Annotated in this window: 13 protein-coding genes; 6 read left to right on the top strand and 7 right to left on the bottom strand. The window is 58.2% G+C overall.

Annotation, left to right across the window (positions count from 1 at the left end):
- The 7 genes from ACR0LY_RS12905 to ACR0LY_RS12875 are packed head-to-tail and all read right to left on the bottom strand — an operon-like array spanning window position 1 to window position 7,698.
- On the bottom strand, window positions 1-1,104 hold the full coding sequence (locus ACR0LY_RS12905) for a mandelate racemase/muconate lactonizing enzyme family protein (RefSeq protein ID WP_170350750.1): 1,104 nt from the start codon (window positions 1,102-1,104) through the stop codon (window positions 1-3).
- Entirely contained in the window at window positions 1,101-2,207 is a 1,107-nt protein-coding gene (locus tag ACR0LY_RS12900; protein ID WP_170350751.1) for a mandelate racemase/muconate lactonizing enzyme family protein, read from the bottom strand. Before ACR0LY_RS12900 ends, ACR0LY_RS12905 begins: the two co-directional genes overlap by 4 nt.
- Window positions 2,204-2,488, bottom strand: coding sequence for a cupin domain-containing protein (locus ACR0LY_RS12895; RefSeq protein ID WP_254440242.1), 285 nt, complete (start codon window positions 2,486-2,488; stop codon window positions 2,204-2,206). The genes ACR0LY_RS12900 and ACR0LY_RS12895 overlap by 4 nt, the downstream gene beginning before the upstream one ends.
- Window positions 2,485-3,591, bottom strand: a complete 1,107-nt coding sequence (locus ACR0LY_RS12890; RefSeq protein WP_170350752.1) for a mandelate racemase/muconate lactonizing enzyme family protein — start codon at window positions 3,589-3,591, stop codon at window positions 2,485-2,487. Before ACR0LY_RS12890 ends, ACR0LY_RS12895 begins: the two co-directional genes overlap by 4 nt.
- Window positions 3,588-4,160 carry a dimethylsulfonioproprionate lyase family protein gene (locus ACR0LY_RS12885; protein WP_174820529.1) on the bottom strand — a complete coding sequence of 191 codons (573 nt, stop codon included), beginning with the start codon at window positions 4,158-4,160 and terminating at the stop codon, window positions 3,588-3,590. The genes ACR0LY_RS12890 and ACR0LY_RS12885 overlap by 4 nt, the downstream gene beginning before the upstream one ends.
- Before the next feature lie 2 nt (window positions 4,161-4,162).
- Window positions 4,163-5,245 (bottom strand): alcohol dehydrogenase family protein, encoded by a 1,083-nt coding sequence (locus tag ACR0LY_RS12880; protein ID WP_254440243.1) that lies wholly within the window; start codon window positions 5,243-5,245, stop codon window positions 4,163-4,165.
- Entirely contained in the window at window positions 5,242-7,698 is a 2,457-nt protein-coding gene (locus tag ACR0LY_RS12875; protein ID WP_170350754.1) for an FAD-dependent oxidoreductase, read from the bottom strand. Before ACR0LY_RS12875 ends, ACR0LY_RS12880 begins: the two co-directional genes overlap by 4 nt.
- Window positions 7,699-7,766: 68 nt before the next feature.
- On the opposite strand from ACR0LY_RS12875, the gene ACR0LY_RS12870 reads away from it, so the two are divergent.
- The 6 genes from ACR0LY_RS12870 (at window position 7,767) to ACR0LY_RS12845 (ending at window position 12,634) form a co-directional block, all read left to right on the top strand.
- A complete protein-coding gene (locus ACR0LY_RS12870; protein WP_170350755.1) occupies window positions 7,767-8,654 on the top strand; it encodes a MurR/RpiR family transcriptional regulator in 888 nt (295 codons plus the stop codon).
- Window positions 8,651-9,739, top strand: a complete 1,089-nt coding sequence (locus ACR0LY_RS12865; protein WP_170350756.1) for an aromatic ring-hydroxylating oxygenase subunit alpha — start codon at window positions 8,651-8,653, stop codon at window positions 9,737-9,739. The genes ACR0LY_RS12870 and ACR0LY_RS12865 overlap by 4 nt, the downstream gene beginning before the upstream one ends.
- Before the next feature lie 19 nt (window positions 9,740-9,758).
- Entirely contained in the window at window positions 9,759-10,577 is an 819-nt protein-coding gene (locus tag ACR0LY_RS12860) for an aspartate racemase/maleate isomerase family protein (protein ID WP_170350757.1), read from the top strand.
- A 20-nt stretch (window positions 10,578-10,597) separates the two neighbouring features.
- The gene (locus ACR0LY_RS12855; RefSeq protein WP_170350758.1) at window positions 10,598-11,338 is read left to right on the top strand and encodes a sulfotransferase-like domain-containing protein; all 741 of its coding nucleotides are present in this window, start codon (window positions 10,598-10,600) and stop codon (window positions 11,336-11,338) included.
- 17 nt (window positions 11,339-11,355) lie between these two features.
- The gene (locus ACR0LY_RS12850) at window positions 11,356-11,739 is read left to right on the top strand and encodes a carboxymuconolactone decarboxylase family protein (RefSeq protein WP_170350759.1); all 384 of its coding nucleotides are present in this window, start codon (window positions 11,356-11,358) and stop codon (window positions 11,737-11,739) included.
- A gap of 424 nt (window positions 11,740-12,163) precedes the next feature.
- Window positions 12,164-12,634, top strand: a complete 471-nt coding sequence (locus ACR0LY_RS12845; protein WP_170350760.1) for an aminoacyl-tRNA deacylase — start codon at window positions 12,164-12,166, stop codon at window positions 12,632-12,634.
- Window positions 12,635-12,798 lie beyond the last annotated feature (164 nt).

Below are 12,798 nucleotides of genomic sequence, written 5' to 3'. Positions count from 1 at the left end.
TCAAACGATCTCCAATATCGGGGAACCAAGAACTTCCGGGTCAGGTGAAACACCTAATCCTGAACCTTCGGGCGGAGCAATCCGGCCGTTTTCACGATTTGGTGCATCCTGGCAAAGTCGAGGGGCCACATAGGTCGACAGGTCACAGGTATTCAGCAATGATCCGTGCGGCGTCGACGCCGCAAAGTGCAACGATGCGGCCGTAACAATATCCGACCCCCAGGTGCATTCGGCGCAAATTTCTGCCCCCAGATGAACGGTCAGATCCCGCGCGCGGCGCATGGCCGACAAGCCGCCAAATTTGGACAATTTCAACGCCACTGCATCCATGCACCCCAGTTCATGCGCCCGCATGAGCGAGGCCAGATCAAATGCGTTTTCGTCAATCTTCATCGGCAAGCCGGTGGCCTGTCGCACAGCGGCGCAGTCTTCCAGCGTTTTACAAGGCTGCTCCAGCATCACGTCCAAATGCGCAACGGCCCGCCCCGTGCGTGTGGCTTGCAACCGCGACGCGCCACAGTTCCAGTCGCCATAGACGAGAGGGCCCGGTCCCACGGCCTCACGCACTTTGATCAGACGTGCCGCATCGGCCTGCCAGTCGCCCTCAACCCCCAGCTTGACCTGAAACTGGCGAATGCCGGTTTGATAAGCGGTTTTGGCGATCCGCGCCATGTCGTCTGGCGCGATACAGGTGATCGAATGATAGAGCGGCATGTCCTTCCGCGTCCGCCCGCCCAGCAAAGCATAGATCGGTTGGCCCGTGGCCTGACCAAACAGGTCCCACAGGGCAATGTCGACAATGGACTTGGCATAAAGATGCCCTTGCAAGAACCCATCCAGTTTACGCATCGGAGCGTCGACGCCAAACGGGGAAACCCCTATGATCTGCGGTCCCATTTCCGCCACTGCCCCCGGCACGCCATCAGCAAAGGCTGGCAGGTAATGGGGGATCGGGCAGACCTCGCCCCAACCTTTCAGGCCGGTGTCCGTTTCCAGACACAGAACATGGGTTTTAACTGTGGCACAGGTCTTACCTTCGGCCATGTGGTAGGTCTCGTGACTGGTCAGATCGACGGACCAGAGCGTTATCTTGGTGATCCTCATTGATAAACTCCAACCGGATCGCCAAGCGCCTCTTCGTCGGGATGAACACCAAGCCCCGGTGTTTCCGGAAGGTGCAGGTGACCTTCGATGTTACGCGGCCCGCGCCCGGCGGCGATATCAACCGTGATCATATCCTGACAAGCCCAGACCGCGTGGCAATTGTCGTCCGGGATGGTAGAGGCAAGATGCAGTGCCTCGGTATCGGCCAGAACCGAGCCGCCAGTGGCCATCACGAACATGTCGATCCCGTGCGCCAGAGCGATATCTCGCATCCTAGCTGCTTTGGTCAGACCGCCGACGCGATTCAGTTTGATCCCGAACACCTCGGCCAGCCCGTCACGGGCAATCCGCGCAGCGTCCTGCAAGGTGACCAGGCTTTCATCTACCGACACGGGTGAGGCATGACGGCCCGAGATCGCGGCAATATCATCCAGCGTCTCACCGGGCTGTTCAAAAATGACGTTCAGATCCTCGCAGGCGCTCATTACTTGCAGGGCCTGTTGCCGGGTCCAGCCTCGGTTGACGTCATATAGGACGATCTCACCCGGTCGCCGAATGCTCTCTACGTCGCGCACACGAGTAATGTCACGTTCGACGTCACCGCCGATCTTTACCGAATGGGCAACGTAGCCGCGGTTGCGATACCGCTCCATGACCTCGTGGGTTTCTTCCACAGTCTTGGCCCCGACCGAGGATGCAATAGGACGCGGCGTCCGCGACCCCCCACCCATCAGATCAGCAATCGGCAGGCCGGCCGCCTGACCTGCGATGTCCCAGCACGCCATGTCGATCGGGCTTTTGGCATAGAGATGTCCGGGCAGCGCGGTATCCATAGCCCGTTCCACATCCAGCACTCGTCGCGGATCAAGGCCCAGAATGAACGGCGCCATGGTTTGAATGCCCGCGCGAATGCCCGGCCCATGCGCAGGCACATAGGTGTGACCCCAAGGAGTGCCCTCGCCCCAGCCGATCAGCCCGGCATCAGTTTCCACCTTAACCAGCGTCGCATCCAGCACGTCGAATTTCAGCCGCCCACCAGACAGCCAATAGGGATGCTCTAACGGCAAATCGACGTGATAGACCGAAAGGCGGGTGATCTTCATTTCAACTCCACCTCGACAAAGGACATGGGGGTATCCCCAGCGTTGATGACGTTATGTTCCACCCCTTCGTCGCGGCGATAGGCGGTTCCAGCGGGAACTGTCACTTCGTTGGCCGTTCCATCGGGCAACTCCAACCGCATCTGGCAATCGGTGACAGCCATGATGACGTAATCCATCGCGTGACGGTGCCAGCCAGTTTCAGCGTCGGGGGCAAAGTCAAAGCGCGTCACCCGCACACGCGCGTCATCAATCATTTGGGTTGCAACAGCTTGCGGTCTCATAATCTAAACTCCTCAACAGGCGCACCGAGGCTTTCGAAATCGGGCATTACACCCATTCCTGGTACATCCGAGGCGTAGAGCTTGCCATTCCGCGACATTGGTCCGCCGATTCCGGTAGAACGCGTGTTGTAGTTCATCAGGTCGGTTGTGTTTTGCAGGTAGTCAGACGGGGTCGAGGCAGCAAAATGGGCGACAGCCGATGTCGCAATTTCCCCACCCCATGTGTCTTCGCTGACCACCGGAATGCGGTTTTCGACCAGATAGTCCCGCACCCGCCGCGCCTTGCTTAGCCCACCAAGGTTCGAGATTTTGAGACAGCAGATCTCGGCCCCGCGATCCGCGACGATGCGCTGCGCCATGTGCATACCAGTCAGGCATTCATCCAGCTTCATCGGTTGCTCGGCCACGCGGCGTACCTGCTGGCATTCTTCATAGGTGCGGCAGGGCTGTTCCAGAATGTAATCCAGATCGCGCGTTGCGCGCGCCACCCGGATCGCTTTGTCAACGCGCCAGCCCTGATTGGCATCGGCCATCGCCTTTTCACCAGGTTGAAGCAAAGGCAGTGTCGTCCGGATACGGTCAATATCCGTGACCCAGTCGCTGCCGACCTTAATCTGAAACTGCCGGTACCCCTGCTCGCGGTACCGGTTCATTTCGGCGACCGTCTCATCAACCGCTTTCTGAGGCGCGACGCGATACATCGGCGCGCCGTCGGTCAGCTTACCGCCCAGCAGCATCCAAACCGGTTGATCACAATCCTGCCCCAGAATGTCCCAGCACGCGGCATCAAACGGAGCCTTTGCGTACCCATGTCCCTGAATCAAATGATCCATATGCTGTTCGATGCGCCCCACCTGTCGCGGGTCCTCGCCCAACAGCGACGGAGCAACCAACCGGGCCAGCGCGGCGACGCCTTCGGAATGCGCAACCATATAGTTCTCACCACAAGGTGTGAATTCTCCGCACCCCTGCAGACCCGCATCTGTGTCGATGACGACGACTGACGCAGTTGCGGTTTCAATCGCGTTGCCCGCCCCCCAAACGTAAGCACCGCCCACATAAGGCAGACCGGTCTGGAACACGCGCACACGGGTGATTTTCATGCGGCATCCATTCGTGGCAAATCGCCCATTCCCTCGCCGCGCCAAAGAACGAAGGTCAGGATCGGCTCATCTATTGTGGTCATCGCATGGCTTTGCCAACTGAGGTGATGGCGTGTCTGGTTGGGACCGATATAGGTTTCGTTCCCTTCGATGCGAAAACTCGCCCCGCCCCCTACGATCAAATACAGCTCTTCTGCTTGATGACTGTGCCAATCGTAATTCAAACCTGCCCCCCAATAGGCGACGTAGCCGCGCAATTGGGTCGAGTGAAAATGCCCGGTTGGCCCGAACAATTCATAATAGCCGAAGCGGTTTAGGAAATCGGCCCCCACCTCTTCTTCGGTATAAGTGAGCTTCCATTGCGCCAGATGTGCGGTTGCCCTGATCGCATCGGACAGGGATTGCGTGGCGTCGCCGGTCGGGAATTCAGTTTGCTGAACCAACTCTACTGCCGGGATTTGGTTTGGCTCCAAACCTGTCGCTACAAGATCGTCAGGCCAGGCACCAAATCCCGAAAGATCAGGGTGGGATTGATGCAGCTGCCGGGCGGCCTCTAGAACGTCGTCCATTGTCACGGGATCACCACGATGTTGCCTGTGTGTTGTTTGGCGATAAAGGCCGCCTGTGCCTCACGCAATTCTTCCAATGGATAGGTAGCCGCCAACGCAGGCTTGATCTCTCCGGCCTCGATGTATTTCACGAGGTTTTGCATGACTTGAGGGTCGATCACGGTCGAACCTGTGAAGGTCAAATCCCGCAGGTAGAATGTTCGCAGATCAAACTCGACCATCGGCCCCGCGATCGCACCCGAGCACGTATAGCGCCCGCCGCGTTCCAGACTGTCGATCAGGTTCGGCCAATAGGGGCCACCGACCACATCGGCAACTACGGTGATCTTTTCTGCGCCCAAAGCCGCGCGAAGGTTTTCCGGCGCACGGGGCAAAATCCCGTCGGGGCCTAATTTGGCGACGTCTGCGTGCTTGGTCTCGGACGCCATTGCGATCACACGCGCGCCGCGCCGATTGGCCAATTGCACCAGTGCCCCACCAACGCCACCCGAGGCGCCCGGCACCAACACGGTGTCCTTGTCGGTCACGTTGGCGCGGGTCAGCATGCCTTCGGCGGTCGAATACGAGCATGAAAACGTCGCCAGCTCCGCATCCGTGAGGTCTGATTTGATCGGCACCGCATTCACCGCAAGCGTCGTGGCGTATTCGGCAAATCCGCCGTCCCGCTCGGACCCATAGTATCCGGTCTTGTCCTTGTTGCCTGGATCGTTCGGATCGCGCAGCCAGCCATCGGTGATCACGCGTTCACCAATGCGGGCGCTGTCGACACCATCGCCGACGGCCACGATCTGACCGCAGATATCGGCGCCCTGAATGCGCGGGAACGTGATTGGCGCGCCGCCCCATGTCGGGTCATCTTCGCCCACTTCTTCAAACGCGCCACCCGTTGTCGCATCCGTCACCGTTTTGGAATACCAACCCGAGCGTGTGTTCACGTCGGTATTGTTCAAACCACAGGCCGCAACTTTGATCAGCACCTCGCCCACGGCGGGTTCCGGGCGCGGCCAGTCCTCATGCAACACCATTTGTTCAAGGCCACCATGGCCCATCGTGACCATAGCTTTCATTGTATCGGGCAGGCTCATTGTGCAGTCTCCAGCATGGCGTCGGTACGGGGCAGCAGGCTGTCGGGGTCATAGGCAGGTTCACCCAACACGCGGGCCGCGCGGGGTTTGCCGTGGATCACGACCTGCAACGCGGTGCCGGGGGTTGCGGCCTCGGGCTTGATATAGACAAAGGCCAGAATCTTACTGACCGTATGGCCATAAGCCACCGAAGCCGTCGAGCCCACGACGCGGCCATCCAACATGACCGCTTCGCCGCCATGGCCGTCGATCTCTCCGTCGGGTTCAATCTCAAGATAGGCGCAGATCCAGGGCAGGTCAGAATTCAGGGTTTTGTCTTTGCCCAGATACTCCTTGTCTGTGCGCGCAAAGCGCAGCACATCAGCCTCGGCCAGAGTGACCTCGTTGGTCAACTCACCCGCACCTTTGAAGCCCTTCTCCATCCGCATCACGTTCATGGCAAAGCTGCCATAGTCGGTGATTCCATGCGACTGACCCGCAGCCCAAAGCGCATTATAGACGTCAAGACAGGCGCCGTTAGGCATATGTAATTCCCATCCCAGTTCACCTGCGTAAGACATGCGGAAGGCCCAGACCTTGTGGCCTGCGACGGTGATCTCCTGTGCCGACAGCCAGCGGAACCCAGAATTGGTCAGATCGGCATCAGTGCAGCGGGACAGTACGTCGCGTGACCGGGGACCGTTCAGCGACAGGGCCGACCAGTCGGCGGACAGCGCGGTGATCTGCACATCCTCATCAGCGCATTGGTGTGCCAGATGGTCCAGTAGGCGCTGTTCAAAGAAAGCTGCACAGACCAGATAGTAGCGGTCCTCTGCCATGCGGACAATCGTCGTCTCCAATTCGATCCGCCCGCGTCGGTTCAGCATATGCGTCAGTGTGATCGAGCCCACCTTTTGCGGCATCCGGTTGGCGGTCAACCGGTCCAGCAGGGCATAGGCGTCCGGGCCAGAGACCTCGACCTTGGTGAAAGCGGTGACATCCATGATACCGACGCGTTCGCGGACCGCTTTGACCTCAGCTGCGACCATGTCGTCTGCCGGTGTGCGGCGGAAGGAATAGTGATCGCGCTGTTCGACCCCGTCCCGTGCGAACCAGCGGGGGCGCTCAAAACCATACACCTCCTCATGCACCGCGCCTTTGGAGTTCAGCAGTTCATACAGCGGCGACGGCTTGATCGGGCGACCTTCCAGGCGATTGAAATGCGGGAAAGGGATTTCATGGCGCAGGCAGTAGTCTTCCTCAGCCTTGATCACCTGCCAGTCCTTGTTGGCATACGCCCCAAACCGGCGCGGGTCGAATTCGCGCATCGAAATATCCGCCGCCCCATGCACCATCCAGCGCGCCAGCTCACGGGTCAGACCTGGCCCCCAGCCGATGCCGATCTGCGTTCCGCAACAACACCAATAGTTCCGAACACCCGGCGCAGGGCCGATCAACGGGTTGCCATCGGGGGGATGCGAAATCGCGCCATGTACGTCGCGTTGAATGCCCAGTTCAGCAAATATCGGCATCCGGTTCAGGCTTTCTTCAAGCCACGGCATCACCCGGTCGTAGTCCGCATCGAACAACCAGTTTTCGTATTCCCAGGGGCAATGATCATGCCAGACCGAGTTCGGGTTCTCTTTTTCGTAAATCCCGATCAGCCCGCGCTGCTGCTCCATCCGGATATAGCCCGAGACTTTGCGATCGTCGCGGATCACCGGCAGTTCGGTGTCCAGGTTCTGGAACTCCGGCACCGGCTCGGTCACGAAGTAATGGTGGGTCATCGAAGTCATGGGCAGTTGTAGCCCCGACCATTCGCCCATCTGACGGGCATAGGTGCCGCCAGCGTTCACCACATGCTCACAAGTTATGGTGCCCTGTTCGGTCTCTATCACCCACTCCCCATTCCCAGCCTGCGTAATGTTGGTGGCGCGGCAGTTGCGGAAGATGCGCACACCCTTTAGACGCGCGCCAGTTGCCATCGCCATGGTGACGTTGGTCGGGTCCACATGGCCATCGTCGGGCGTATGCAGCGCGCCCAACACGCCGTCGAGATTGTAGAACGGGTGCAGCTCCGCCACCTGTTCGGGGCCGACTAATTCGATATTGAACCCAAGCGAGCGACCAACTGACAGGGTGTGACGCAACCAGTCAATCTCATCCTCGGTATAAGCCAGCCGGAAGGATCCACACCCATGCCACGTCACAGGCTGGCCGGTTTCAGCTTCCAACGCACCGGAATAGAGACCGATGTTGTAGTCGACGCATTTGCCCAGACCAAAGCTTGAGGTCGAATGCGTGATCTGCCCGGCCGCATGCCAAGTGCTGCCGCTGGTCAGTTCAGCCTTTTCCAGCAGGACAGTATCCTCGCCCCACCCTTCATGCGCCAGATGGTAGGCCAGACCGACCCCCATGACACCTCCGCCCACGATCACCACGCGGGCATGTGACGGCAGATTCTTCTCGGACATGATTTTTCCTCTTCCCGAGTCGCGTTTCTGCTCGACAGGCTAATTCCACAAATGTACCATCGTCAATCATGAATGACACAAATGTATCATCAATCGTTCTCGACCGCCTCACCGAAGAGTGGGACGCCCTGACGCCCGAGGCACAGAAAGCCGCGCGTTACGTGCTGGAAAACCCCACGGATGTAGGGGTTTCGACCGTGCGCGAGATTGCCGAGGCTGCCAATGTGAAACCCAACACCTTCGTGCGGATGGCTCGGCAGGTGGGCTTCGAAGGCTACGAGGATTTTCGCGCCCCATTTCGCGACGCGATTCGCCAAGGCACCGTGTCGTTTCCCGATCGCGCGCGCTGGTTGCAGACCATTGGCAAGTCGGGTGAGCTGGGCGGCCTTTATGCCGATATGATCGGCGCCGCGATCCGCAACATCGAAGACACCTTTGCCGGAATCGACGCCGACCGACTGAAAGCCGCTGCCGAGGATATCTGGAATTGCCGCCAGATCTTCACGCTGGGCGTTGGCGTCAATAACGCGAACGCGCGCAACTTTACCTATCTGGCCTCTACGGGCATGAAGCAATTTCACGCCATCCCTCGCCCCGGCTCGACCCCGGTGGACGATCTGGCCTGGGCCGACGAACAGGATGTGCTGATCGCCATCACCTGCCACCCCTACCGGACCGAAGTGATCGACGCAATTAAACTGGCGCGGCAGCAGGGCCTGACTGTCATCGGCCTGTCCGACAGCCCCGCCAGCCCAGTAATCCTGAACGCGCAGCATGGCTTTGTCGTCGCTGCTGACACGCCGCAATTCTTCCCGTCCTCCGTATCTACCATCGCTTTGTTGGAAACGCTGCTGTCCTTCGTGATCGCGGTTTCCAGCGATGAGATCGTCGAACGGGTGGAACGGTTTCACCAACGCAGGCACCAGCTTGGCCTTTACGCAGAGGAGCCCGAATGAACGCCCCGCTGACACGTTCGCTTGATGCGCGATACTACACCGACCCTGCGATTTTCACGCAAGAGATGCAGGGCCTTCTGGCCCGAACATGGCAATTCGCCGGACACGTGGCGCAAGTCCGCGAAACAGGGGACTACTTTGCCTTCACGATTGCCGGGCAGAACCTGTTCTGCATTCGGGGTCGCGACGGAGAAATCCGCACCTTTTACAACGTTTGTCAGCATCGAGCGCACGAGATGGTCACCGGCGCCGGAAACACCCGCGTCGTCGTCTGCCCCTACCACGCGTGGACATATGAATTGTCCGGCCAGCTGCGCGCAGGGCCCAACATCAAATCCGTCCCCGGCTTTGACCGTAGCACCATCTGCCTGACCTCTGTCCGGACCGAAGTGTTCAACGGCTTCATCTTCGTCAATCTCGACGATGACGCCGCGCCAATGGACGAATGGTACCCCGGCGTGCGCGAAGAAATCCGCGCCTTTGTGCCTCATATCGACGATCTGGAACCGCTGGAATGGGTTGAGATTCCGGAAAACTGCAACTGGAAGGTCAGTATAGAGAATTATTCGGAATGTTATCATTGCCCGACTAACCACCCGACCTTTGCCGAAGGCGTGGTCAAACCCGAGACCTATGACATTCAACCCGATCCAAGCGGCGGCTACGTGCTGCGCCACACGACGGAATGCCAGAGCCTCGACAAGATGACCTATCCCATCGACATGTCAGTGCCTCATGCAGGTGATTATCAGTCGTGGTTCCTGTGGCCGATGTTTTCATTCCAATGCTACCCGGGCAATGTGCTGAATACTTACCACTGGCGCGCGGTCGATGCCGATCACTGCACCGTCTGGCGCGGCTGGTATACCGAAGGCGGGTCGGAAAGTGCGGTGATCCGTCAATTGGCCGTGCAGGATCGTGAAACCACGGTCGAAGAAGATATCCATCTGGTCGAAAGCGTTCACCGGGGCCTGAAATCCCGTGGCTATCGCCCAGGTCCACTGGTGCTGGACCCCAGATGCGGTGTGATGTCGGAACACTCGATTGCCCGGTTACAACAATGGATGCGTGAGGCGGTGGACTGATGATCAAGGTGATCCACCCATGCTGATGCCCGAAGACTGGCGACCGGAGCACAAGCTATTTCCGCATCAGGTGGGCTTTACCTCTCCACCGTTCGACTTCGATGCGGCTCCATCCGATTTCCTGCGCATCAGCCCGGGCACCGTAGGGGTACATGGCTGGATGCTGCATGTCCCCGACTATGTGCATGGGCTGGATCAGCGAAAACAGAATTTCGGGATGCTTGAGGATTTTGCCCACTGCATGTCCCGAAACGGCGTCGATGTGTGCGGTCAGGTCGGGTCGAACTGGGTGCATGCCTGCGGGCTGGGCGTTGAAGGCGTACGACAGCATTGCGCGGATCTGTCCGACAAATACGGCACGCAGTTTCATATGGCAGGATACGCCATGATCGAAGCGCTGCGCGAGATGAATGTGGAAAAGGTGGCGTTGAACGCTGCCTATCATTGGCCGGAATGGTGGCAAGGCACAGTCGGGTTCCTTCAAGAAGCCGGGTTCGATGTTTTGTATGCCGGCAATTTCCACGATCAGGGATGGTTTACCAGCCAAGAAGATGTGAACAGCTATCGCTGGGTCTTTGAAGGCGATCTGGCGCTCAAAAGCTTCGAATACGTTGCCGAGCAAGCCCCGAATGCCGATGCGATCCTTATCAACGGCATGTGCAACTTCCGCACGGGTCCGAACGGTCTGCCACAACGCCCCCTGCATTTGGTAGACGATCTGGAGGCCGCCTTGGGTAAACCTGTAGTCGGCCACGACATCGCGCTCTATTGGCGCATCTTCAGATCCCTTGACTTGCGGCCCGCGACACCATTGGGTCGGCTTCTGAAAAGCCTGTAGATCAAAGAGGGCTGAAACCCATGCACAGAATACTCGCGCTCTGGGCGGTGCCCCGATCCACTTCAACGGCCTTTGAATGGATGATGCGCCAGCGCGGCGATCTGAATTGCCTGCACGAACCCTTCGGCGAGGCGTGGTATCAGGGAGAAGACCCACTTTGGCACCGGTTCAAACCGGGGGATGTCACAACGCCCGGCCTGACGCTTGGGAAAGTGTGGCAGGACATCAAGGCCCGCGCCGAAAATGCGCCGGTCTTCATCAAGGACTTTCCACACTACATCAACCATATGTGGGATGCCGAATTCCTGTCCCACTTCAATCATGCCTTCCTGATCCGCGACCCGGCCAAAACGATCACCTCGATGTTCAAGCGCTGGCCAGACTTCGCGGAAGGAGAGGTTGGCTTCCCCGAACAGCGCGCCTTATTCGACTTGCTAACCGCCCTGAACGGCACCCCTCCGCCTGTGATTGACAGCGATGATCTGCTGGAAGACCCCCGAGCAATGACAGAGAAATTCTGTGACGCAGTGGGCATTCCTTTTATCGAAGACGCCTTGACCTGGGAAGCCGGTGGCGATCCTTCGGCACATAGCTGGTGGGATGGCGGGTCGTTTCACGCCAATCTCGCGAACTCGACCGGGTTGGCACCGCAACCTCGCAAATATGTGTCAATCGAAGAGGCGCCTGATCGGGTCAAACAGGTGCATCGCCGGATGAAACCGCATTATGATCACCTCTACAAACATCGTCTGACGCGCTAAAGAACCGGAGACCCCAAATGGCAGACATTTTCGACGAAGACCTGTTCCTCAAAGGGTTGGAACAACGCAAAGGCACGCTCGGGGCCGAATATGTAGAAAAGAACCTGGCGTCCGCGGATGACTTTACGCGCCCGTTTCAGGAGGCCATGACAGCCTGGTGCTGGGGCTTTGGCTGGGGCGACAGCGTGATCGACGCCAAGACCCGATCGATGATGAACCTGTCGATGATCGGCGCGCTGGGGAAGATGCACGAATGGGAAATCCACTGCAAAGGCGCGATTAACAATGGCGTCTCGAAGGAGGAAATCAGGGCCATCATCCACGTGATCGGCATCTATTGCGGAGTACCCCAGGCGCTGGAATGCTTCCGTGTGGCGCGAAAGGTGCTTGAAGCCAAATAAATGCTCAAACTAGTCAGATTTTAGCAGGCATGACTGGTTCAGTATCAGGCTTCGGGCCCTAAGTTTATAAGTATATCGACAATCTCGCCGCGCCTCGTCCCGATTAAGGCGTGTCGGGCAGAGCGAGGGGCAGGCTGCAAGAATTTTTTGACACGCGTTGTCGTCTCATACGATTAGAACGCCAAGAGCCATGTGTTAGATATGCATGGCAACCTCATCGCCGCAACAAACAAGGCAAGCAGAGCCCTCGCAACCTTCTTTAATACTTGAACAGCCTACATCAGGGTTGATCATTGCGACTGCACCCCCCTTGCCGGATCGACTGATTGGGCGCACAATATGAGCTCATACACAAAATTGCGCCCTGGGTGCGCACCGTGACACGCTTCGCGTCCGGGACGCCTTCTATGAATTGGAGGGCACCATGACTATTGCATCTCGTCTGAAACACCATTTGGACTCCCAGGGGCTTCCGTTTGATACTGTCCCGCATCCCTATGCCGCTACTGCAAGCGAATGTGCAGAAGCGGCACATGTTCCCAGCGACCACCTTGCCAAATCCGTCTTAATTCACATGGAAGAGGGGCCCATACTTGCAGTGCTGCCCAGCAACCATCAGGTCGACCTCACTGCTCTGCAATCGATGATGGATCGGCGCCTTGGTTTAGCTCCTGAATCCGAAATGCGCGAATTGTTTGATGATTGCGCCCTTGGCGCGATACCTCCTGTAGGCGATGCCTATGATCTGCCGACTGTTGTGGACAACAGTCTCACTGGCCTCGACAGGGTTTGGTTCGAAGCTGGAGACCACCAAACTTTGATTGAAATGCGCGGGAAGGATTTCGACACGATGATGAAAGACGTTAAGCACGGCGCTTTCTGCTGCATGCATTAAGCTCTGGCGTGTTTTTTCCTGATTTACCCCGCTCCGGCGGGGTTTTTCTGAGCTACGGGAGCAGGACTTTTAGCTCTCACCCTATTGTTTTGTGGTTCTGACGGGTTGAGGGTGTTAAGCGATTGATCTTGGGGATCAATTGTAGTGTGACCGGGCTGTTCTGA

It is taken from the genome of Ruegeria sp. BC5 (assembly GCF_056539205.1).
Note: the sequence above shows the minus strand (reverse complement) of the source record. Positions and strands in the feature narration are given on the sequence as shown.